This is a genomic window from Paenibacillus aceti, from assembly GCF_003614185.1.
Lineage (GTDB): Bacteria > Bacillota > Bacilli > Paenibacillales > Paenibacillaceae > Fontibacillus > Fontibacillus aceti.
Genome location: NZ_KZ987724.1, coordinates 618,409 through 640,638 on the forward strand (window position 1 = coordinate 618,409; position 22,230 = coordinate 640,638).

Genomic DNA, 22,230 nt, shown 5'->3' on the forward strand with positions numbered 1-22,230 from the left:
GTTAGCTTATATTCTATAAGTGTGCGTTCAAAAAGTCAGACTTTCAGCACCGAAGCAACTATTTGAACAGCCTCTATAAGATCATTTCAGCAAGGCGGGACATTCCTTCCTCAATAAGTCCCTCATCTACCTTAGCAAAACCCAGCACCCATCCTTTTCGATCACTTTCCAAGCAATATGTACTCAGCGGATATACACGGATTCCCTGGTCGAGCGCTAGCTTCGTCACTGCTTCTTCTCCAAACGATTTATCAGCCTCAAGAAGCATATGAAGCCCCGTTTCTGCGCCGCTTAGAGTAAAGTGTTCACTAAGACCTGTTGTGTTAATGGCTTTCGTCATGACTTCGTGTCTGCGCCGATATACATTGCGAACTCGTCTCATATGACGCATAAAATGACCATGTTCGATAAAATGAGTAAGCGTTAATTGCTCCATAATCGGGAGATGGCGATAGGTTAATTCATGGACCTGGGCAATCTGACGAATGGCCTCTTTGGGGCCAACGATTGCTGATATTCGGATACCAGGAGCGATCATTTTGGAAAAACTCATCATATACAATGTGTTCTGAGGTTGCTGACTGAACAAGGTTGGAAGCGGGTCACCGCGATACCGGAATTCACTGTCGTAATCATCCTCAATAATCCAGCAACGCTGTTCAGCAGTCATATGTAACAATTGTTGCCTGCGAGGCTCCGACATAATAACTCCAGCCGCACACTGATGCGATGGCGTAACATATACAAGTTTGGACCCAGGATGAACGCGCTCTACGCATAGTCCGTGTTGGTCGACCGGAACGGATGCGACTTGCATGCGCCGATTTTTCATCACCATCCAGGCAGCAGGAAAGCCGGGATCCTCAACCGAAACCATATCTCCTTCATGTAGCAGGGCTTGAGCGATTAAATCAATGCTATGTTGTGCGCCAGAAGTTAAAATGATTTGGTCGATATCCACATGAACTCCTCGTTCAAGCGACAGGTAGCGTTGAATCTGCTCTCGCAGCGGCAGGAAGCCATAGGGGTCGCCATAAGCCCAACTGTCCAAGCTTGCTTCTGTAGAGGCATGCAAAAAGGATTTTCTCCAATTCCTATGAAAATGCTCGTCTAAATAAGGCTCATGAGGACAGAAATCGATCTCTGCTGTTCGGTTATCTTTATTGCCAAACCAATGGTGTAAATGGTCAACTCCAATGTTTAGCAGAGGTAGCTCAGGAGGGAGGGGACCAGGTAGGGCAGCATTTTCGGAAGGTGGAGCTGTGTATGTCCATTCGCTAACTCTTGTCCCGCCGCGACGGGAGGTCACGGTATATCCGCGGCTGAATAACTCTTCATAAACGATCTGTATGGTGGAACGGGAAACGCCGATCAATGAAGCGAGTTCACGGGAAGGGAGCAGTAATTCACCGGGTGGCCATTTTCCGGTCGTAATATTATGAATCGCTTGATCCAGAAGCTGCTGCCAGATGGGGCGTTCGTCATCACGATTTACCTTTAGCATTTATTTTCACCCCCGGTTATATTTGCTATAAATAGACTATACCGTTTTTATTGAATAGGAGATTGCTCCATATTTTCACAGAGGGAGGCGGGTAGTCATAGCAGATGATTATGATAGCCGTATTTTTTACGGCGATAGTATTGAGATACATAGGCAGGATGAAGAGTGCACGATATTTATGATGAAGGATGATAGCGGTACAGGCATCATGACGAGCTATGATGTGTTTCCCGGTATCAAGCTAATGTACAATCATTTTCAAATGGAAAGCTGTTTCTCCGAGTTCCGGTCGAACATACAGATGCTTACGATTAATCATTGTCGTGAAGGCCGGATTGAATGTGAGGTTCAGAATGGTTCCTATATGTACCTGGATGAGGGAGATTTGCGAATCAGCATGAAGCATCATCCTGATCAGATGTTTGGATTTCCGCTGAATGAGTATAGAGGCATGACGATTAGTATTTACCTGGATGAAGCCTTGGGCCCATCTGCTTCTATATTTGAGCCATTTTCAGTTGATCTTCGTTTGCTGTGTGCAAAGTTTTGCAATGAAGATCGCTCATTTCTGATGCGAGCGAAAGAGCCCATCCGACAAATTTTCTCAGAGCTGTATGCTGTCTCGGAACCGATCCAAATTCCGTATTTTAGAATCAAAATTATAGAATTGCTGCTCATTTTAAGCGCTATAGATGTTTCCGAAGACGGTGAGAGCCGCCCCTATTTTCCTAAGAAGCAAGTAGAAACGGTAAAAGCGATTATGGAATATATTCGTACTCATTTGGATCAGCATATGACACTACAAGACTTATCAAGTCGATTTAATATTTCACAAACAGCGATGAAGCTATGCTTCAAGGCTATTTACGGGCAGTCCATCTATGCTTATTTACGAAATTACAGAATGGAAAGGGCTGCCTATTTATTGAGGCACAGTGACGATACAATAACGATTATCGCAGGAAAGGTCGGCTATAGCAATCCGAGCAAGTTTGCAGCGGCATTTAAAGCGATTAAAGGGATGACGCCGGTCAGGTATCAGCAAGACGTTGTCCGAATGGAGCATACTCAGACGGATTGGAGCGGTTAAACCGCTCTTTTTTTATTATGGCTTTAGCCAGTTGAGTGCGTGAAACGCGCGAAACAAAAAACCACCCGCTATGCGGGTGGAGGGATCGAGGGTTTGACCAATAAGACCATCCCGATAGAATTGAGATGTTCAGGCTCAATTGAAAGGAATGGTCTTAGATGGCAAACAAGAGCTATAGTCTAGCTCACACGAAGTGGATGTGCAAATACCACATTGTGTTCACCCCGAAGTATAGACGGAAAGAGATCTATAATCAAGTGAGGAAAGACTTAATCGAAATTTTCAAACGTTTATGTAAGTATAAGGGAGTGGACATCCTGGAAGGTCATATGATGCCAGATCATGTACACATGCTGGTAGCGATCCCCCCAAAGATAGCCGTGTCCACATTCATGGGATATCTGAAGGGGAAAAGTTCGCTAATGATCTTTGAAAAGCACGCGCAACTAAAGTATAAATATGGGAATCGAAAATTTTGGGCAGAAGGCTATTATGTAAGTACAGTGGGCCTAAATGAAGCAACCGTAGCAAAATACATTCGTGAACAAGAAGCACATGACCAAGCAATAGATAAGTTGAGTGTAAAAGAGTACGAAGATCCGTTTAGCAGTAACAGGAGCAAAAAGAAATAAACCAGTTTAACTGGTTAGTGAAAGTGACAAATTACACTGAGCCTGAACAGATTTGTGGTCAGGCTAGCGTCTTTAGGCGCAGTTTGGCAACAGGGGGTTATACCCCAAGTGCAAACCACCCGTTGGACGGGTGGTCATGATTTATGATATGAATCATGTAAATGATATTGATTATCAATGAGAAAGAAGTGAGGGAAAGACATGGAGAAAGATTTACGAGGCAGGATATTATGAAAAATTCGAATTGGGTTTCTATTGTCTGGTCGTTCGCCGCTGGCTGTAAAAGCAGGCTGACGCTTTCTGTAGCGTGTGCGATTATTAGTGTGGCTGGAGGAATGATCCCGTATCTGGGCGTCTACCAGCTTATTCATTTATTTATGATTCATGAAGTTCAGCTTCGCAACATTGTTTTTTGGTCTGGTGTTTGTCTTGGAGGCTATGGATTGAAGATTATTTCTCATGCTGCTTCAACGACGCTAGCCCATCATTCGGCTTATCAAATCTTAGAATCCATGCGTGTTCGGATTGCTGAACGACTCATGAAGGCTCCGTTAGGAACTGTACAGAACGAATCGGTAGGCAAGCTGAAGAATGTCATGATTGATCGGGTAGAGACGATCGAACTGCCGCTTGCACATATCATCCCTGAGGGGATCTCAAACCTTTTATTACCGATTTGCGTGTTTGCGTATTTGCTGTTTATCGATTGGCGGATGGCATTTGCGGCTCTGATAACCGTGCCTATTGCGGCCATTTCCTTCGCTTATTTGATGAAGTCCTTCAATAAACAATATGCGTCCTATATGGAATCCAGCAATCACGTCAATAGCGTCATTGTAGAGTATGTAGAAGGAATTGAAGTCATCAAGACATTCAATCAATCCTCATCCTCTTACGAGAAGTTTGAGCAAGCGATTCAAGCTTTTAAAGACTATACACTGGGCTGGTTCCGCAGTACATGGAAGCTGATGAATTTCTCCAATGCTGTCTTGCCTTCGACCTTGCTCGGCACTGTGCCCATCGGGATGTATTTATATCAGACAGGGATATTGGGTCCTTCCGAGCTGGCGATGTGCTTTATTTTATGCTTGGGAATTGTTGGGCCGCTAACAAGCTTCACCTTATTTGTGAATAACGCGAAGACGATCGAATATGCCGTTATGGAAGTGAGTGAATTTTTACAGTTGGAAGCGCTGGAGAATGCGTCAGAACAAGTCCAATTCGATCATTACGGAGTAATCTTTCACGATGTTTCTTTCTCGTATTCGACGCCTCCGCAAGACGCGGGCTCTGCACAGAACAAGGTACTTCGTTCGATCAATCTAACGTTTCCGGAAGGAAGCTTTACGGCACTTGTAGGCCCTTCGGGGAGCGGGAAATCGACCATTGCCAAATTGATTGCGAGGTTCTGGGATGTAACAGAGGGGGAGATTTCGATCGGGAATGTTCCGCTCAAGCAAGTTCCCTTGGATCAATTAGCAAATACCATCAGCTATGTATCACAGGACAATTTTCTGTTCAATTGCTCTTTGATGGACAACATTCGGCTTGGTAATCCGGATGCGACAGATGAAGAGGTGATTGCAGCGGCTAAGGCTGCTTGCTGCCATGATTTCATCGAGCAATTGGAGCATGGCTACGATTCTCTTGCCGGAGAGGTAGGGGGGAAGCTGTCAGGAGGAGAGAAGCAGCGCGTGGCTATTGCCAGAGCAATGCTGAAGAATGCTCCCATTATTATTTTGGATGAAGCGACTGCCTTCACAGATCCCGAGAATGAAGAGAAGCTGCAGCAGTCGATTGCCGCTTTAACCAAAGAAAAGTCTTTATTCGTCATTGCCCATAGATTATCAACGATTCAGCATGCGGATCAAATTATTGTACTCAATTACGGACAGATTGAATCCACAGGAAGCCATAACCAGCTTCTTCAAACATGCGAATTGTACCGACATATGTGGGAAGCCCATATCGGGGCCAAAGCATGGTCAGCGAGCAGCAATGCCAAGGAGGTGCATGCCAATGGTTAAATCGATCCAGCGGTTGTTGAATTGGACGGGAAATCGGCGAAAGCGTATCTATATCGGATTTGTCTATTCTTTTTTTCATACGATCTTCACCGCTTTGCCTGTCATCATTGCCGTTTATAGTTTGAAGCTGATTCTGGATGATATGAATGGCCGGGAGCCGCTTGCAACCAGCTCTATCGGGTATATTGCCATGGCTATGGTGGTCGCTGTAGCCGGCCGTTTTATATTTGGCTATCTTCGTGCTTCCACGCAAGAAAGTGTAGGGTATGATGTGACGGCTGAGCAACGGATTCAGATTGGCGGATTGTTAAAGCGGGTATCTTTGGGCTTTTTCCATCGTAAAAAAGCGGGAGATATTACTTCGGCTGTCACGACAGATTTATCCTTTATCGAAATGTATGGTATGAAGATGATCGATGTCATTGCCAACGGCTACATCAGTGTATTTACCCTAGTTCTGTGCCTGGCTTGTTATCATTATGCCATTGCAATGGTGGCCTTCGCAGGTATTGCGTGTTCTGCCCTATTCTTAAAATTGCTGCGCAACAAAAGTAAAGAGAACGCGCCGATTCATCAACAGGTTAAGGATCGCATGATTTCAGCAACGATTGAGTATATCCGGGGAATGCCTGAAGTAAAAGCCTATCATCAGCAAGGCGTTACGAAGGAAAGTATTCATAAAGCGTATAAAATGAGCAAAGAGATCAATATCAAAATTGAAAAGGATTATATGCCATACAATGGCCTGCATCTGTTCTCTCTTCACGCTGCTTCCATTGGCATCGTTGCTGTCTCGGCCTGGCTGGCTATGAATGAAAGCATTTCGTTATCGACGATGATCATGATGCTCATATTTTCATTCGTGATCTTTAATCAGGTTGAAGCGATGAATAACGCCTCCCATGTATTGGAGGTAATTGATGCAACGCTGGATAAGTTGGAGGAGATAAAGGAGACGGAGGTTCTGGATAGGCATAGTCAAGAAGTCCAGTTGGAGAAATTTGATATACAATTCAGGAAGGTATCGTTTGGCTATGAGGAGCGGCAGGTGATTCGGGATATTTCCTTTACGGTTCCGGAGCATACAACGACAGCCATCGTAGGACCTTCCGGAAGCGGGAAAACAACGCTGTGCAAGCTGATCGCGAGATTTTATGATGTAGACCGGGGGCAGATTGAAATCGGCGGAGTAAATATCCGCGAGATTACGAGTGAAAGCTTGTTGAAAAATATGAGTATCGTATTCCAGAAGGTATATTTATTTCATGATACTATATTGAACAATATCCGCTTCGGGAAGCCGGATGCTACCTTGGAGGAAGTAGTAGAGGTATCTAAAAAGGCACGCTGTCATGAGTTTATTATGGCACTGCCGGATGGCTATGACACGATGGTCGGGGAAGGCGGATCAACGTTGTCGGGCGGTGAGAAACAACGGCTTTCTATTGCAAGGGCGATGCTGAAGGATGCGCCTATTATTATTCTGGACGAGGCAACAGCGAGTATTGATCCGGAGAACGAGCATGAAATCCAAGCAGCGATCAGTGCGCTAGTCGCAGGCAAGACGATTCTTATTATTGCGCATCGTTTGGCGACCATCCAAAATGCGGATCAAATTATTGTGCTTGATCATGGTGAGATCGCTCAGAGGGGAGCGCATGAAGAATTGATAAAAGAAGACGGAATTTATAAACACTTTTTGCAAATAAGACAAAGAGCAGAGGGCTGGAGTTTATGATTATTTATGATTAGTAGTTTAATAGGTTATCTGAGGGGGAGGCGGACTGTGCAATAGTTGTACAGAAAATGCAAAGTAATTAGGTATGATCTGCTGTAAAATACAATTCGTAAGGAGGTATTGGCATGGAAGTGATGGATCAAACACAGCAGGTTATCGATTTGCTTGAAGCAGACATCATGCACGTGGATTATGAGAAAATTGCAAAATTGACAGGAGTTCCACTGGGACTCTATCAGCGTATTTTTACTTATCTATGCAATATGAGTCTGACAGGATATGTGCGAAAGAGGAAGCTTACCCGCTCAGCGGAAATGCTTCTTTCAGGAGGTAAAAGTGTGACTGATGTGGCGCTGGAATGTGGCTATGAGAGCAACTCCTCCTTCTCAAGAGCCTTTAAAGAACTGTTTTCTGTGCCACCGGCGATGATCACAAGGGAACTCTATGAAGAAAAGGCATTCCCCCCGCTTTCTTTTACAAATACGGATACCTATTATGTGCTGAAAGGCAGGAGAGTTATGGCTGATATCGAGAGACTGGAATATGCAGATATGGATGATATGCTCCTTATTGGTATAAGTAATGAAGACTATGGGGTGACGACCCATGAGCTGTGGAAGGTTTTTTGGGAGCAGGGATTTGATCAAAAGCTGGCTGAGCTTGCAGAGTATCAGTTGGGTATGGAAGATTGTATTGGTGTCGGCTATATGACTGATTTCGCGAATGAGAGTGGCCTTGGGGATACTTATATTGTCGGTAAGTATTTTAAACCGGGTACGCCGATCCCTGACGGCATGACGGGCAGGCTAATCCAAGGCGGGATGATTGCAAAGGCACAGATTAGTGCTGCGAATCTCGACGAAATTATTAATAATGCCTATATTCTTATTTCCGATATGGTACGCAAAAATGGCTATACGCTTGATTATGACCGTTTCTATTGGCTGGAATTCTACACAGTCAGCCGATTCTGTGACGCTGTAGAGAGTGGGGCAGAGCGAGTGATCCTTGATTGGCATATGCCCTGCAGGAAAATATGATTGTCTGCGGGTTCTCGTAGCTTTATTTTGAAAAATAGCCCATCTTATCTCAATGTAAGGGGATAAGTGCAAATATGCAACTATATGCCTCATTTATACGGTTCGCAGGAGGAATAACTGCTTTTATACAACTAATTGGCTGGATTTCCCTCAGAATGTGGCTTAGATCAGGAAATAGTTGCACGGGTGCAGTTATTTTCCAACCTAGAGACAAATTTGTCGATGACGTAAAATAAGTTGTGTACCATGATTTGGAGTCTATCCAAAACATAAAAAAGTAGGGTATCCTCGAGATTGCGAAATCACCAAGAAAGGAACCCTACTCGATGACTATGATACCCGAAAATTCAATCAAAAATCTATTTGAAAATCTTGTCACTCAATTTATAAAAGAAAATCTGGAATCCATCATGAAAGCAGAGATTAAGCACTTCATGGCAGATGATAAGAATGAACATAACAGCCGAAACGGCTACTACAAACGTGCGTTGCACACGAAATACGGACACATTACCGATTTGGAAGTCCCACGGGATCGCAACGGTGTGTTTCAAACCCAGGTATTTGAGCCCTACCAGCGTCGAGATGGCTGGCTAGAGGAGGCCGTTATTCAAATGTACAAAAGCGGCATGGGTACGCGTGATGTCGCTCGATTTATTGAAAGTATGTTTGGCAGCCACTACTCACCAACGACGGTTAGCAACATTACGGCCACCGTTCTGGAGGATATCCAGAATTGGCAAAAGCGTTCGTTAAAGAAACGCTACAGCGTCATCTACCTGGATGGCCTATACGTCAAGCTCAAACGCAGTACGGTAAGCGGAGAGGTCATCTACTTTGCCATGGGAATCGATGACGAAGGACATCGTCAGATTCTAGGTTTTTACGTAGGCGGTCAAGAGAGCTCAAATGGCTGGAAGAGTGTCCTTACGGACCTGTACAGCCGTGGTGTTCACGAAGTGCTGCTGGGCGTGTTTGATGGGCTACCGGGACTGGAGCAAGCCTTTAAAGAAGTCTATCCCCAAGCTGATGTTCAGCACTGTGTGGTGCATAAGGTGCGTTCCACTTTTCCGAAAGTTCGTGTCCAGCACAAGACCGATTTCATTGAAGATCTCAAAACGATCTACAACGCTCTTGACCATGACTGTGCTCTTGCTGCCTTTGATACCTTTAAAAGCAAATGGAACAGATTGTACCCCAAGGAAGTGAAGTCGTGGGAAGAACAACTGTCGACGCTTCTGACGTTCTATCACTATCCCGCTTTAATCAAGGAGGCGATCTATACATCCAATCCGATTGAACGAATGAACAAAGAGATTCGTAAGCGCCTGAAACCGATGAACAGCTTAACGAATATGGATGCGGCTGAGAAGATTGTCTACTTGGATGTGATCGCCTACAACGAGCGTTTTGAGAGCCGTGTGATTCGTGGTTTCGGTGATCCACGAGTACGGGAGGAGCTGAACCAAATGTTTGAAGAACGTTATCCGAGCTCAGACGCACTGAACGAAAACTAACCAAATACTGTACGGCCTGGGTTGGGTGGGGGCGGAGGCCTCCGCCCCCACCCAACCCTCTCGCAACTCCATCTCAGATGGATACTTTACTGGCTTACACAAACTTCTTGACGCTACCAATTTGTCAGGAATAATTGTACTTCTGCAACTATTTATCCCATTCTAGCTCCGACGTTCGCAGGATACGGTCAGTTCCATGTTCTAACGAAACACCATATCGCTATTTCCCAAAATTCAGCGGTAAAATAATTCTAGCGGTACAATGCAAAAAAGTCATCTAGACCCCATCTAGATGACTTTCTTTCAACTTAATTACCTTATTTCGACGCTTGAACGAGGCTTTGGCCGAATTCCTTCGCACCGTCTGGACCGTCGCTGGTAATAATATCATTGTAGGCTACGACATGCTGCTCCACATACTCGACATGATGGGACTTCAGCTGTTCCTTCTGCACATCAACGGGGTAGCACGCCGCTTGTCGACCATCGAGCAGGCCCGCTTTAGCTACAGTTACAGAACCGGCGCAAATCCCGCCTACAAGAACCTTCTGCTCATGGGCTTGTTGCAGATAGCTGCGCAGCTCTTGATTTTCCCACAGAAAATCATTTGTACCGGATCCGCCGATCACCGCAAGGACATCATAATCAGTGACTGCTGCCTCCGAGAAAATGACTTCTGATGTAGCTTTTCCTTCATAATCACCGGTGATTTCACCTGTGACGGTACTTGCGATAGTTACTTCAACTCCTGCATTCTCAAGAACCTGTTTTGGCTGAAATAATTCATCTTCATTGAACCGTTCTGGTGGTATAATGAACAGTGCTTTTTTATTCATCAGGTTGGCCTCCCAAACTTATAGTAAACAGAATCTGTCCCGAAGGACTAACCTTATTCTACGGGCGGCGGGGTGGATTGTGAAGAATGCACTTTTCAGTGCGGAGGTTACCAAAGGGTAACTTATACGATATGATGATACTTTACGCAGTACACAGTTATACAGATTTACCGTGAAAGGGAGAGATACCATGTCAGATACTTTTAGACAAGAGATTAGAGAGAGAATACAGAATCACGACTATCATTGTGAAAAAGAATATACCTTATCGGTGATCAGCGGCAAGTGGAAAATAGTCATCCTATGGCATTTAGGCGTCGAAGGACCGCATCGTTTCAGCGAGTTGCAGAAGCTGTTTCCGAAAATATCCCACAAGATGTTGACGAATCAATTACGTGAGCTGATGGAGGATGGGATCGTCCATCGAGAGGTGTATCCTGAGGTTCCGCCCAAAGTTGAATATTCGATGACAGAGGTCGGGATGACCTTGCTGCCGATTGTGGAGATGATGTATGAATGGGGGCTGAACCGGATTAACCAGCTCAAACAGGAGCTTGGACAGAACTACAGGCCCTTAAACTACGAAAATAAACTACGAATTCGTACTTTGCAGGCCTGCCGCTTAAATCACTTGCTGCAATTCGGATATATCACGCTTCAAGCGCTCGAGAAATTGACGGGATATGATGGAGGGCGTACGGTCCTTCCGCTGGATAACCCCCAGATATACCGGGCTTTGCTGGGGAAGATCCAGATCCATAATGACGGTATCGTATTCGGTGAATAGAGGCTCCGTTACAAAAGAATAATTGAGTCCTAACGTAACCGCCAGATAGTTCATACAGGCCCGGCTGATCAGTGCACGGTTATTGGTCGTATAGACGATGTCGGCAGCTCCGTATTCCTCCTGAAATTCATCCATGAACCATTTCACATAATCATCGTTATACAGAACTACAGGTTGCCCCAGCAGTTCTGCCGGAGTAATGATCTTCTGAAAAGCAAGCGGGGATTGAATACTGGTGGCTGCTACCATTCTTACTTTTAACAGGCGCTCGAATTCCAGTCCCAAATGCTCAACCAGCCGATTCTTGAACAGAATGATGATACCGAGATCGCATTTATCATTCAGAACATCGTCGATAATGTCCTGCGAGCCCTGCTCCACGATTTCAATCTTGACCTGCGGATGCTGCTTCTTGAAATCCAGCACAGCCTTCTCCAGCAGGAACATAGGGCTGGGAATCGTCGCCACGCGCAGTCTTCCCTCGACGATTTCGGAACAGCTTTGTGCGGTTTCTTTTAATTCGGTGTACTTTTGCAACAGCTCCGCCGCCTTCTTGATAATCGCCTCTCCTTCGAAGGTAGGAACAGCCCCTGTCCGCGACCGCTTGAGGATGGTGACACCCAGCTCTTCTTCGAGACTTGAAATCGACTGACTGATGGCTGAGATCGTGACATGCAAATTTTGGGCCGCCTTTGACATAGAGCCTGTCCTAGCTGCCTCCACTAAATATTCCAGTCTGTCAATATTCATGAGTTCCGCCCTTTATGTTTAAGAAAAATTTAAATTAAATTCAAAACAATTAAATTCTTTTAAATCAGTTTTGATGATACCATAGAAATGAAAGTTAGGGTATCCGCACGATAGAAATTTTTCATTACTAATTAATGGGAAAGGAAGTTATCGCATGAGATTGGAAGGTAAAGTGGCATTGATTACAGGGGCAGGGGCAGGTATTGGAAGAACGACAGCATTTCTCTTTGCAGAGGAAGGCGCAAAAGTCATTGTCACTGATATAAATTTTGAGAGCGCTACCAATACGGCTGCCGAGATCGAAAAAGCAGGGGGGACAGCTCTAGCGTTCAAGCATGATGTGAGCAACGAAGAAGATTGGACAAGCATCGTTAAAGAATCGTTAAATAAATTGGGCTCCATCGATGTATTGTTCAACAATGCAGGCATCTATTTCATTAAGCCAATTGCAGATATTGGTCTGGATGAGTGGAACAGAATGCTATCCATTAATGTGACAGGTGTGTTCCTTGGTATGAAGCATGTTCTGCCAGTCATGGCCAAGCAAAAGGGCGGATCGGTCATCAACGCTTCCTCTATTGCTGGCCTGATGGGGGCATCGGGACACTTGGCGTACGGAGCTTCCAAAGGTGCGGTGCGGATTATGACCAAGGATGCGGCGATCGAATATGCTTCGGCTAATGTCCGTGTCAATTCGATCCACCCGGCATATATCAATACAGCTATGGGCGACTATGCGGCGAAGATGACGCAGATGTCCCAGGCTGAACTCGGCAAGCGGGTGGCTCCATTGGGCAGATTCGGAACAACTGAAGAAGTATCCAGGATGGTACTGTTCCTGGCCTCCGACGAGTCGTCTTATTCGACAGGAGCGGAATTCATAGTAGATGGCGGCGCTACAGCGAACTAATACTTCATTATATTCATGCAGTAACGAGAATAAGGGGAGGGTCATCCATGAGATTTGAAAATAAAGTAGCCATCGTGACAGGCGGAGCCAGCGGAATTGGCGAAGCTACCGTAAGATTATTTGCAGCTGAAGGAGCCAAAGTCGTAATTGCAGATTTCTCCGATCGTGGACAAACCGTATCCGATGAACTGAACGGACAGGGCTTCGATACATTATTTGTGAAAACCAACGTAACGAGTGAACAGGATGTTATCCACATGGTAGAACGTACTGTAGAGAAATTCGGCAAGCTGGACATTCTCTATGCGAACGCTGGCATCGCTAAGGACGCTCCTGCAGATCAGCTGTCGTTCGAGGACTGGAAGCGGACGATTGACATTAATTTGACCGGCGTGTTCCTCTGCGATAAATATGCGATCAAGCAAATGCTGGCGCAAGGCACGGGCGGTGCTATCGTAAACACCGGCTCAATTCACAGCCATGTCGGCAAATCAAGAGTTACCGCTTATGCTTCGGCCAAGGGCGGCGTGAAGCTGTTGACCCAGAGTCTCAGTGCAGATTATGCGACCCAGGGCATCCGCATTAATGCAGTATGTCCGGGATATATCGATACTCCGCTGATCCAGGGCAGAACCGAGGAGATCACGAAGCATCTGGTCGGTTTGCATCCGATGGGTCGTCTGGGCAAACCGGAGGAAGTCGCGAAGGCCGTTCTATTCCTTGCTAGCGATGATGCATCGTTCATTACAGGCACTAGTCTGCTTGTCGATGGCGGATATACCGCTATATAAGTTTGGTTTGAGTTAGATAGAGTAAGGAATGCCGTATCGTACCCAGCTTCTGGTGTGCGATGCGGTATTTTTGTGTGGCTTGACGTTGACGGTCCATATTGGCAGTGCTAATATATACACAAAAGACCCAAAAACGTATTTTCCAATGGTCGATCTTCCGATTTGGAATGCTTAACTAAAATGAGGTGAACGCCAATGAAGCTTACGAAACGACGGCTTCAATTTTTGGATAAATTGGTTGAATTATATCAGCGCACGAGGTTGCCAATCCATTATGAGACATTGGCTCTATCTTTGGGGGTCAGTAAATGGACTGCATATGACATGATGAAGGAAATGGAGAAGCAGGGCTTCGTAAGCCGGAGCTATGAAGTGAATTCCAAGGAGACAGGCCGATCCCAAGTGGTGTTCGCTCCTACGGATCAAGCGACGGATTTATTCAGCGCGAGCCGGGCGGATCATTATGACCCGACGGACTGGGAGCATACGGTAACTCAGATCAGAAAGCTGTTGAACAGTGTCAAGGACAGCAACGTAAATGAGGTCATCCGCAAAGTCATGAATGAGATTTCCTCGAAAGCATCGAATATGGAGTTCTGTGGCTACATACTCGGGCTGCTGCTGGTTTATATTAAGAAGCTGGGTGCCAAGACGGAATCCCTGATTTCCTTGCTTGTAACCAAGAAGCTTCATACTCAAGGTGGAATTCTCCTGTTCGTCGGCACGGTTATGGGGACGGTGATCCAGACTATGAATGAGGAGTTGGGGAATGAGCTTGCTGAGCTGGTCTCAAAATTCCTCGACACTTTGGATCGTTTGACCCATCAAGAGCAGCGTTTATTATCTGATATGCTGCAGGAAGCTTTAGCTTGATGCTAAGCTTTTCGATAGTTTTTGGGTCTTTTGTGTGTGGTGATTCATATTTCATATCGATGGAGGAGTGAAATTCATGAGTAGCACATTAGCACAAAGAATGGTACTGTTTGCGATTTACGCCTTCGCCGGCTGGTTGCTGGAGACGTCCTATGCCAGCATTCGAGAGCGGCGCTTTGTGAATAGAGGCTTTCTTTGCGGGCCATTTTGCCCTATTTATGGATTTGGAGCGCTATTGATTATCGCCGTTGCAGAGCGGGTGGGAGCTCGGATGGATACGCCCTGGACGCGCGGTCTCGTTATCGTCCTGGTGTCCGCTCTGCTGGTCACATGGCTGGAATATGCTACAGGCTGGATACTAGATCGAATTTTTCATCGAAAATGGTGGGATTACCAAGGCAGAAGACTGAACATCGGCGGTTACGTCTGTCTGGAATACTCCCTGCTCTGGGGCGCCTTGGCATTCATGCTGGCCGAGCTGATTCATCCCGCCGTCCTCCTGCTGCTCACCCCACTGCCGGGCTGGTTCGATATGACGGCAGCCTGGATCATCCTGTTGTACTTCGCCATTGATACAGGGGTCTCAGCCAGCAGGGAATGGCAGCGCAAGCATGCGGCTAGTCTACATAGACTTAAACTGCGTTAGGTTATAAGTGAGCCGGGTCGATATGGATTATGCTGTTTAATATGGTGGCTCAATAAGAAGGGATATGGAGTGCCCTCGTATGCTTTCCACCGATGGAGGGGAGCTATGCGAGGGCTGGACGCTACAGAACCTGACTGCCGTAAAATGGCGGATGCTCTATGCAACGGACGTTCATCCTGCTATTTAATCGGTCAAGCTATGCAGCGCCTCGGCGAATTTAGCGATACCACTCTCGATCTCCTCGGTCTTCGCTCTGGCGTATGTGAAGCGGACGAAGCCGGAATCCGAGCCGTAGACGCTGCCGGGTACGAAGACGACACCCCTGCGGATCGCTTCATCCAGCAGCCTGCCATCCGGTACCTTGGGGGCGAGCATGCACCATAAATGCAGGCCGCCTTGCGGAGTGACGAAGGAGATCTGATCGCCCAGCTCCCTCTGCAGGGAGTCGATGACCAGGTCCCGCTTGAATTGGAGCTGGATTTGCAGTCGATCCAGATGGGGCTGGAAATAATCCGATCTTATGAATTGGGCGGCGACCTGCTGCGGGATGACACTCAAGCCGAAATCCATCTGCTGTCTGGCATCAGCCAATCTCTGCACGATCGAATTCGGAGCGACCATCCAGCCGATCCGCAGGCCTGAGGCGGCGATTTTGGAGAAAGAGCCGATGTAGAGAATATTGCCGTTCGAATCCATCGATTTGAGCGGTGCAGGCGCGCTTCCTTCAAATGCGGTCAGGCTGAATGGGTCATCCTCTACAATCGGAAGCCCTAATTCACTGGCGACAGCGAACAGTTGCTGGCGACGTTCATCGCTGATGACAGCGCCCGTCGGGTTCTGAAAGTTGGGATTCAGGAATACCATTTTGATCCGATGCTTCTTGTATAACTCCCGTATGTCTTCAGGATGGACGCCATGCTGGTCAACAGGCAGTCTGAACAGGCGGAGCCCGGCCGATTGGAACATCGGCAGCGAGTAGCAGTAGGAAGGATCTTCGATCGCTACTGCATCCCCGGGGGACAGCAGGCATTGTGTGATCAAATACAGCGACTGCTGGGAGCCCGAGGTGATCATGATCGATGATTCCGTCGCCTGAATGCCCCGGTACTTCTGCAAGTAATCGACCAGGGCTTGTCTGAGCGGCATATATCCCTGCGGGTTATCGTAGCCCAGATAGGAGGCATAAGTATGCTCTCGCATCAGAGCGGCGATTTCATCCAGCGGCGCTAAATCCGCAGCCAATTCACCGCTTGCCAAATCGATCAGAGAAGGATGCTGACTAAGCGCATCCCGGATTTTGCGCAGAAAAGGCAAATTGGGCAGGAAGCTCCCGCCTTCGGCATATCGGTTCCAATTCGGTGTATGCTTGGGCATCGCGCCCCATTTGGTGCGGCTTACCCGCGTCCCGCTGCCGGTACGGCTCTCAATGATCCCCATCGCCCTTAGTTCGGCGAACGCCAGGATGACGGTGCTGCGATTCACGCCGAGCTGCTCCGCCAGCTTCCGCTCAGAGGGGAGCAGACTGCCTGGAGGGAACTCGCTATAGGCGATTCTCTGCTCCAGATGATCGGCAATTTGTTCATAGAGCGGTTTTTTGCTCTCACGGTCTGGTTTCCACATGCTTTCACCACCAAAGAATGTAATTCACGCTTTATTGTGATTTTCATCATACCACTGATCTTCGGTGTGAATGGGCCGCTTTTCATCGTAACCTTGACAATTGTTTTGCGATTCTTTGAACATGAACGGGTCTTGAGGCGATAAATTGGCTGGTGCTGCCCGCGAAATAGAGACTACTCTGATTGTAACGAAACTACATATCGCTATTTGCCACAAAAGGAGCGATTTCAAATTCTAAACGAAACTATGTATCGCTATTGCAGCAAAAAAGGGGCCAAACGGCAGGTTTTGACCCGAATAGCAATATGGTGTTTCATTAGATTTGAATGGGGGCTGATTTGACTCGAATAACGATATGGAGTTTCGTTAGAGCTCCAGGAGATTTGCCAGACTTGCCCAATTTGTCAGTGCTTTTCAAAAGCCTGCATTTCTGCAGGAATTTACCTTTGAAGAGGTGGCGCTCCAAATCACTGTTTGCCGAGTAACCGCCAGTAGGCCCAGTATAACGAATATCGTGAATAGAGTATCTAATGCCGAGTGGATGGCTGCACAAACCGTAAATTGGATGGTTACAATTCGTGCTCTATTGGAGGGTTCATTTTGATCCAGTCTCTTCTATCATAATGTTCAAGGTTCGGTACCTCAATCCAGTGTTGCACTCCATAATAGAGAGGGATGATAAAGTGAGAAATCGGCGTGTGAAAGTAGCGGTCGTCCAAGCCGCGCCGATCTTGTTCGATAAGCAGTCCGCCATGGACAAGATAGCCAAGATGACGAAGGAAGCAGTTGAACAGGGGGCGGAGCTGATTATCTTCCCGGAAGTATTCCTGCCCGGATACCCGCGCGGTCTGAGCTTCGGAGCACGTATCGGAAGCCGCACTGCCGGTGGGAGGAAGGATTGGGAGCGCTATTGGTCCAGCGCCATCACTGTTCCGGGGGACGAGACGAAGCAGATCGGCGAATGGGCCAAGGAATGGGGAGTTCATCTCGTCATCGGTGTCGTGGAGCGTGATCAGGAGTTCAGCACAGGCACCTTATTCAACACGGTCATCTATATCGGGCCTGATGGCAAGCTGCTAGGCAAGCATCGTAAGCTGGTTCCTACCGGCTCCGAGCGGCTACTATGGGGCCAAGGCGATGGCAGCACGTTGACGGTGATCGACACTCCGTTCGGCAGAGTAGGTGGACTGATCTGCTGGGAAAATTATATGCCGCTGGCGCGGACAGCCATGTATGCCCAAGGCGTTGATATTTATGTTGCCCCGACGGCGGATGCGCGGGATTCCTGGCAGGCGACGATTCGCCATATTGCCTGCGAAGGTCGCTGCTTTGTCCTCTCCTGCAATCAGTTCGCGACCAAGGAATCCTATCCAGCGGATCTGGCCTACTATTCGGATCTCGAGCAAGATCCGGATGTTCTCAGTAGAGGGGGAAGCGCGATTGTCGGCCCGTTAGGTGATTATGTCGTCGAGCCGCTGTATGACCAGGAAGGGATGCTCGTGGCTACGCTGGATCTGTCCGAAATTGCGCGGAGCCGATTTGACTTTGATGCGGTCGGACATTACAGTCGCCCGGACGTCTTTCAATTAATCGTGAATGCGACGAAGCAGGACATTGTACGGAGAAATCAGTAGACATCTATATAGCATGAAGCATGAAAAAGGGGATGGAGAGAGTGAACAATAGCTTGAGAGAACGGTTGGAGACGATCCTGCTGACGACGGATGACATCGCCTTGGTGGAAGAAGAGCTGCTATCGATCGTGCCGGAGCTGATCGTCTGCAAAGCGTGTGCGCAGAATATGCCGGCACATCGTCTGCCAGTGCTACTTCATACTTACGAGGTGGTGGATGGAGTAAGGAAGAATCTCGTCTTGAAGCTGGCCGCATTATTCCATGATATCGGCAAGCCTTACACGAAGGTCACACGAGATGGTGTAGACAGCTTCAAGGGGCATGAAGAGATCAGCGTCATTCTGGGAGATTTCATCCTGCAGCGTCTCGGCTTCGACGATATGATTCGGCGGGAGGTCGGCATGCTCGTCAAATACCATGATACTGCATTATTCCCGAGCCCGGAGAGCATGGACGATATTACGGGTAAAATAGGCATAGATCTGGTGCTGCCTTTGCTGGAGCTGCAACTCTCTGATCTGCTGGCGCATTCCGAGCAGAAGGTGAAGGCTCTCTTGCCGCAAAGGGAGGACACGCTGAAATTTTTCCTCAGCAGTGTGGGCAGTAAGCTGTAGTGATCCTGCGGAACGGAGCTGGAGCTCTAACGAAACACCATATCGTTATTTTCGCTAAAACAGCGATAAATAAAAATTAACGAAACACTATATCGCTAATCGGGTTAAATTCGACTCCAAATCCATTAAACCAGCTGAAGAACGATCTCCAGTTTCGTTACATTTCTCAGCCGCCCTTTTCGGCGCAAATAGCGATCCCCTGTTTCGTTAGAATAAAGGGAGGCCCGAGCTCTTAGGGCTTCCCTTTTCCCATGTCACTTGCCCTATTTACGCTAGCGGTCGATCATGTTATTATCATTTTATAAAATGATAATGGTTAAGGAGCAGTACAATGACTAAAAAGGCCGATCTATTACTTCATCCCGTACGTATGCGCATTATCCAACAATTGCTGTTAGGCAAACCGCTAACGATAGCTCAGCTTGCCGCATTGCTGGGCGATGTGCCCCAAGCCACTTTATATCGACATGTCAATCTTCTGCTGAAAGCGGAGTTGATCGAGATCGCCGACACGAAAAAGGTCAAAGGGACGGAAGAACGGCTATTTGCGGTAAAAGAAGATAACCTGAAGATTCCCGAAAATGAGATTGAAACGACTTCGATTGAGGACCACATCCGTTATTTTTCCGTATTCCACGGTAATTTGCTGCAATTAGCAACCACATATCTGTCGAATACGCCGCCCGATCAGTACAAAGCAGATGGGTTCGGATATTGGTCGACACCGTTCCATGCGAGTGATGAGGAATTCATAGAGCTTATTCAAGCCATTAACCAATGCCTGGAGAAAGTCATGGATAATAAGCCAGCGCCAGAGCGGAAGCCGCGCCTATTTGCCGGCATGTTCATTCCGCAGAAATCGGAGCCAACTTAAAGAGGAGGAGAGCCATAATGGGTATGCAAGTCGTGTTAGGTGAACGTGAGTTAAGTGTGAAGATTTCGGGTATGGAAGTCTACGCTATTTTGAAAAAAGAGCTTAAAATCCCCTATGCTTCGATCGTGAATGTGCAGACGGGCAGCTTCGAGTTTCCTTTGACCGCGGTAAGAAGAACAGGGATTACGACAATGGGTTATAAGGCGGGGAGCTTTGTAATCCATGGGGAGAAATATTTCCTATCCTATCACAATGCTCATCAAGTCGTCATTCTCAGCCTCAAGGGGGCTGAATTCGATAAAATCGTGTTGGAGAGCGAAGCTCCTGAGCAACTGGCGAACGATATTCGGGCACGCTGTTCATGATATGAAGCGGCATGGTAGGGTGTAGGGTGCTTGATCATGCCGTAAAATCTATAAAAAGCAGGTGAGATGTTTAGTGCTGCATTATAAAGAATACGGTGATAAAAGGGCTTCCCTGCTGCTGTTTTTGCATGGCGGCGGAGTGAGCGGGTGGATGTGGGATGCCAGATCTACCCGGACATGGGGCGAGTAAGGATATCCCCTTCTCAATACAGGACAGTGCGGACCGATTAATTCAGCTCATCGAGGAAAAAGCGGCGGGAAAGCCCGAGGGAAGCGAAGTCATCCTGATCGGGTTTTCTTTAGGTGCTCAAGTTATCATTCAACTATTAAGCATGAGACCGGATCTAGTCGCTGTTGCCCTTCTCAATAGCGCGCTGGTCAGACCGAATGCTCTCATCCGCCAACTTATCCGGCCTACGGTCAGATTATCTTTTCCAGGAATGTAGAGTAATCCGTTAAAAGACTATGTTCCTTATGTTCCTTCCACAATAGCTCCATATAGAAGGTTCAGGCCTGTCTCTAGCTGTTCAAAGCTGGCGTAGGCGTAAGAGAGGCGGATATGGTGAAAATCCTTGGCATCGTATATATACCCTGGATTAATGAGTACCTTCTGCTTCATGAGCTTGAGGAACAGGGCTTTGTTCACCAGCGGCTCATGGAGACGCAGCCAGATGTAGAATCCGCCTGTCGGCTCATGCCAGGTAGCGATGCGGCTGAAACGGCTCCGCAAAATTCCCGTAACGAAGTCGGCTCTCTGCTTAAGCTGTCCCCGCAGCTGAACGATATGTTGCTCATACAGCCCCGATTCCAGCCAATGCCTGGCGATCTGCTGCGAGAATGCGCTTGACCCGTAATCGGTCTGCATCTTGATGTCCGCCAGCCTGTCGATGACTGGCTCGGGAGCGATGACCCAGCCGATGCGCAGGCCAGGGCTTAAAGTCTTGGACATGCTGCCGATATAGAGCACTTGGCCGGAGGTATCCAGAGATTTAAGCGCCGGCGGGATCTCACCGAATGCCAGCTCGTGATACACATCATCTTCGATGATGGGAATTTGCTGGGCGGCGCCTATTTGCAGCAGCTCCCGGCGTTCCTCCAGGCTCATGATTGAACCGGTCGGATTATGCAATGTCGGTACAGTATAGAACAGGGATTGTTTTTTGCCTTTCATAGCTCTGATTTGCTCAAGCCAATGGTTATCCCGCTCCCCTCTTTCCAAGGAGATGATTCTCATTCCCGCAGACTGGAAGGGACGGACTGAGTTTAAGTAGGAGGGGGATTCCTGAAAAACGGTCGAGCCCGGCTCCAGCAAACCTAGCGAAATTAACTGCAGAGCCTGCAGCGCGCCGGATACGATCATAATACTGTCGGGTGTGACGTGAATTCCCCTCTGGATGGCATATCTGCTGAGAGCATGACGCAGCGGTCTGCTCCCCTTCGGTTCAGAGTAGCCGATATCCCGGGCGGTGAGCGAGATGTCCTGCAGCGAGCGCTGCAGGGCTGCTGTCGGCAGTAGCTCTGGGGATAGTTCCCCGGTTCCTAGCCGGATGATATCCTCCCGCTGCTCATATTCATTAATAAGCTGGATCGTCTGGAAATTCGGTTCATAAATGCTGGAGGAGATATGCTTCTCCCAATCCGGATGATTGCTCTTCACCAGCACATTCCAGCTATTGTTGGATACATAGGTTCCATCGCCGACTCGCGCAGACAATATTCCATCGGCCACCAGTTCTTCAATCGCATTAACGATGGTGCTGCGGTTAACCCCCATAGCTTCGGCCATTTTTCTCTGCGGCGGAAGCTTCGTATGGATCGGCCATTCACCGCTTTGAATGCGCTGCTTGATCCAATCTATGATTTGCTGATGTATGGTCAGATGAGAGTGGCGGTTTGGCAGCCATTTCATAGGCGTACAACTCCATTCTTTAAATTGGTTGGTTTCCTTGCCATCCAATTGGTCGTTCCTATTATGTATACCA

The 22,230-nt window shown here is 47.5% G+C and carries 20 protein-coding genes and 1 pseudogene; 16 read left to right on the plus strand and 5 right to left on the minus strand.

Annotated features, from left to right (window positions below):
• Positions 1–73: 73 nt before the first annotated feature.
• The gene (pdxR, locus tag BFJ94_RS02850; protein WP_120461004.1) at positions 74–1,504 is read right to left on the minus strand and encodes a MocR-like pyridoxine biosynthesis transcription factor PdxR; all 1,431 of its coding nucleotides are present in this window, start codon (positions 1,502–1,504) and stop codon (positions 74–76) included.
• Positions 1,505–1,682: 178 nt separating this feature from the next.
• Here pdxR (BFJ94_RS02850) and BFJ94_RS02855 point away from each other — a divergent pair, with 178 nt between their 5' ends.
• The 6 genes from BFJ94_RS02855 to BFJ94_RS02880 all read left to right on the plus strand — a co-directional run bounded on the left by BFJ94_RS02855 (position 1,683) and on the right by BFJ94_RS02880 (position 9,548).
• A complete protein-coding gene (locus BFJ94_RS02855; RefSeq protein WP_229717253.1) occupies positions 1,683–2,594 on the plus strand; it encodes a helix-turn-helix domain-containing protein in 912 nt (303 codons plus the stop codon).
• Positions 2,595–2,752: 158 nt separating this feature from the next.
• Positions 2,753–3,226 carry an IS200/IS605 family transposase gene (tnpA, locus tag BFJ94_RS02860; RefSeq protein ID WP_120460925.1) on the plus strand — a complete coding sequence of 158 codons (474 nt, stop codon included), beginning with the start codon at positions 2,753–2,755 and terminating at the stop codon, positions 3,224–3,226.
• Positions 3,227–3,456: 230 nt separating this feature from the next.
• The gene (locus tag BFJ94_RS02865; protein WP_120465063.1) at positions 3,457–5,253 is read left to right on the plus strand and encodes an ABC transporter ATP-binding protein; all 1,797 of its coding nucleotides are present in this window, start codon (positions 3,457–3,459) and stop codon (positions 5,251–5,253) included.
• On the plus strand, positions 5,246–6,991 hold the full coding sequence (locus BFJ94_RS02870) for an ABC transporter ATP-binding protein (protein WP_120461008.1): 1,746 nt from the start codon (positions 5,246–5,248) through the stop codon (positions 6,989–6,991). The genes BFJ94_RS02865 and BFJ94_RS02870 overlap by 8 nt, the downstream gene beginning before the upstream one ends.
• Positions 6,992–7,116: 125 nt before the next feature.
• Positions 7,117–8,031 carry a helix-turn-helix domain-containing protein gene (locus BFJ94_RS02875; protein WP_120461010.1) on the plus strand — a complete coding sequence of 305 codons (915 nt, stop codon included), beginning with the start codon at positions 7,117–7,119 and terminating at the stop codon, positions 8,029–8,031.
• Positions 8,032–8,357: 326 nt separating this feature from the next.
• On the plus strand, positions 8,358–9,548 hold the full coding sequence (locus BFJ94_RS02880) for an IS256 family transposase (protein WP_120461011.1): 1,191 nt from the start codon (positions 8,358–8,360) through the stop codon (positions 9,546–9,548).
• 317 nt (positions 9,549–9,865) lie between these two features.
• Here the strand turns inward: BFJ94_RS02880 and BFJ94_RS02885 are convergent, their stop codons facing one another.
• Complete coding sequence (locus tag BFJ94_RS02885; protein WP_120461013.1) at positions 9,866–10,384, minus strand: DJ-1/PfpI family protein; 519 nt, start codon at positions 10,382–10,384, stop codon at positions 9,866–9,868.
• A gap of 190 nt (positions 10,385–10,574) precedes the next feature.
• On the opposite strand from BFJ94_RS02885, the pseudogene BFJ94_RS02890 reads away from it, so the two are divergent.
• A pseudogene (locus BFJ94_RS02890) lies at positions 10,575–10,940 on the plus strand (winged helix-turn-helix transcriptional regulator); the annotation flags it as partial.
• Between the two features lie 66 nt (positions 10,941–11,006).
• Here the strand turns inward: BFJ94_RS02890 and BFJ94_RS02895 are convergent.
• Entirely contained in the window at positions 11,007–11,921 is a 915-nt protein-coding gene (locus BFJ94_RS02895) for a LysR family transcriptional regulator (RefSeq protein ID WP_120461015.1), read from the minus strand.
• Positions 11,922–12,075: 154 nt separating this feature from the next.
• Between BFJ94_RS02895 and BFJ94_RS02900 the strand changes: the two genes are divergently transcribed.
• The 4 genes from BFJ94_RS02900 (at position 12,076) to BFJ94_RS02915 (ending at position 15,141) form a co-directional block, all read left to right on the plus strand.
• A complete protein-coding gene (locus BFJ94_RS02900; RefSeq protein ID WP_120461017.1) occupies positions 12,076–12,831 on the plus strand; it encodes an SDR family NAD(P)-dependent oxidoreductase in 756 nt (251 codons plus the stop codon).
• Between the two features lie 47 nt (positions 12,832–12,878).
• Entirely contained in the window at positions 12,879–13,622 is a 744-nt protein-coding gene (locus tag BFJ94_RS02905; protein WP_120461019.1) for an SDR family NAD(P)-dependent oxidoreductase, read from the plus strand.
• 195 nt (positions 13,623–13,817) lie between these two features.
• Positions 13,818–14,495, plus strand: a complete 678-nt coding sequence (locus BFJ94_RS02910; RefSeq protein WP_120461021.1) for a LexA family transcriptional regulator — start codon at positions 13,818–13,820, stop codon at positions 14,493–14,495.
• A gap of 76 nt (positions 14,496–14,571) precedes the next feature.
• On the plus strand, positions 14,572–15,141 hold the full coding sequence (locus BFJ94_RS02915) for a putative ABC transporter permease (RefSeq protein ID WP_120461023.1): 570 nt from the start codon (positions 14,572–14,574) through the stop codon (positions 15,139–15,141).
• A 183-nt stretch (positions 15,142–15,324) separates the two neighbouring features.
• Here the strand turns inward: BFJ94_RS02915 and pdxR (BFJ94_RS02920) are convergent, their stop codons facing one another.
• Positions 15,325–16,761, minus strand: a complete 1,437-nt coding sequence (pdxR, locus tag BFJ94_RS02920) for a MocR-like pyridoxine biosynthesis transcription factor PdxR (protein ID WP_120461025.1) — start codon at positions 16,759–16,761, stop codon at positions 15,325–15,327.
• A gap of 683 nt (positions 16,762–17,444) precedes the next feature.
• On the opposite strand from pdxR (BFJ94_RS02920), the gene BFJ94_RS02925 reads away from it, so the two are divergent.
• The 5 genes from BFJ94_RS02925 (at position 17,445) to BFJ94_RS02945 (ending at position 20,694) form a co-directional block, all read left to right on the plus strand.
• Complete coding sequence (locus tag BFJ94_RS02925; protein ID WP_229717100.1) at positions 17,445–18,395, plus strand: carbon-nitrogen hydrolase family protein; 951 nt, start codon at positions 17,445–17,447, stop codon at positions 18,393–18,395.
• Between the two features lie 41 nt (positions 18,396–18,436).
• A complete protein-coding gene (locus BFJ94_RS02930) occupies positions 18,437–19,009 on the plus strand; it encodes an HDIG domain-containing metalloprotein (RefSeq protein ID WP_162944142.1) in 573 nt (190 codons plus the stop codon).
• 331 nt (positions 19,010–19,340) lie between these two features.
• Positions 19,341–19,883, plus strand: coding sequence for a helix-turn-helix domain-containing protein (locus BFJ94_RS02935; RefSeq protein WP_120461032.1), 543 nt, complete (start codon positions 19,341–19,343; stop codon positions 19,881–19,883).
• Between the two features lie 17 nt (positions 19,884–19,900).
• Positions 19,901–20,248: a hypothetical protein gene (locus BFJ94_RS02940; RefSeq protein WP_120461034.1), complete on the plus strand. Its 348-nt coding sequence runs from the start codon at positions 19,901–19,903 to the stop codon at positions 20,246–20,248.
• Between the two features lie 158 nt (positions 20,249–20,406).
• Entirely contained in the window at positions 20,407–20,694 is a 288-nt protein-coding gene (locus BFJ94_RS02945; RefSeq protein WP_120461036.1) for an alpha/beta fold hydrolase, read from the plus strand.
• A gap of 26 nt (positions 20,695–20,720) precedes the next feature.
• Here the strand turns inward: BFJ94_RS02945 and BFJ94_RS02950 are convergent, their stop codons facing one another.
• Positions 20,721–22,157 carry an aminotransferase-like domain-containing protein gene (locus BFJ94_RS02950; RefSeq protein WP_120461038.1) on the minus strand — a complete coding sequence of 479 codons (1,437 nt, stop codon included), beginning with the start codon at positions 22,155–22,157 and terminating at the stop codon, positions 20,721–20,723.
• Between the last annotated feature and the right edge of the window lie 73 nt (positions 22,158–22,230).

Coding starts and splice junctions, on each gene's coding strand:
- BFJ94_RS02895 (WP_120461015.1), bottom strand. CDS start 11,921: ATGAATATTGACAGACTGGAATATTTAGTGGAGGCAGCTAGGACAGGC.
- BFJ94_RS02880 (WP_120461011.1), top strand. CDS start 8,358: ATGACTATGATACCCGAAAATTCAATCAAAAATCTATTTGAAAATCTT.
- BFJ94_RS02915 (WP_120461023.1), top strand. CDS start 14,572: ATGAGTAGCACATTAGCACAAAGAATGGTACTGTTTGCGATTTACGCC.
- BFJ94_RS02905 (WP_120461019.1), top strand. CDS start 12,879: ATGAGATTTGAAAATAAAGTAGCCATCGTGACAGGCGGAGCCAGCGGA.
- BFJ94_RS02935 (WP_120461032.1), top strand. CDS start 19,341: ATGACTAAAAAGGCCGATCTATTACTTCATCCCGTACGTATGCGCATT.
- BFJ94_RS02870 (WP_120461008.1), top strand. CDS start 5,246: ATGGTTAAATCGATCCAGCGGTTGTTGAATTGGACGGGAAATCGGCGA.
- BFJ94_RS02855 (WP_229717253.1), top strand. CDS start 1,683: ATGATGAAGGATGATAGCGGTACAGGCATCATGACGAGCTATGATGTG.
- BFJ94_RS02885 (WP_120461013.1), bottom strand. CDS start 10,384: ATGAATAAAAAAGCACTGTTCATTATACCACCAGAACGGTTCAATGAA.
- tnpA (WP_120460925.1), top strand. CDS start 2,753: ATGGCAAACAAGAGCTATAGTCTAGCTCACACGAAGTGGATGTGCAAA.
- pdxR (WP_120461025.1), bottom strand. CDS start 16,761: ATGTGGAAACCAGACCGTGAGAGCAAAAAACCGCTCTATGAACAAATT.
- BFJ94_RS02900 (WP_120461017.1), top strand. CDS start 12,076: ATGAGATTGGAAGGTAAAGTGGCATTGATTACAGGGGCAGGGGCAGGT.
- BFJ94_RS02865 (WP_120465063.1), top strand. CDS start 3,457: ATGAAAAATTCGAATTGGGTTTCTATTGTCTGGTCGTTCGCCGCTGGC.
- BFJ94_RS02950 (WP_120461038.1), bottom strand. CDS start 22,157: ATGAAATGGCTGCCAAACCGCCACTCTCATCTGACCATACATCAGCAA.
- pdxR (WP_120461004.1), bottom strand. CDS start 1,504: ATGCTAAAGGTAAATCGTGATGACGAACGCCCCATCTGGCAGCAGCTT.
- BFJ94_RS02910 (WP_120461021.1), top strand. CDS start 13,818: ATGAAGCTTACGAAACGACGGCTTCAATTTTTGGATAAATTGGTTGAA.
- BFJ94_RS02940 (WP_120461034.1), top strand. CDS start 19,901: ATGGGTATGCAAGTCGTGTTAGGTGAACGTGAGTTAAGTGTGAAGATT.
- BFJ94_RS02875 (WP_120461010.1), top strand. CDS start 7,117: ATGGAAGTGATGGATCAAACACAGCAGGTTATCGATTTGCTTGAAGCA.
- BFJ94_RS02945 (WP_120461036.1), top strand. CDS start 20,407: ATGCCAGATCTACCCGGACATGGGGCGAGTAAGGATATCCCCTTCTCA.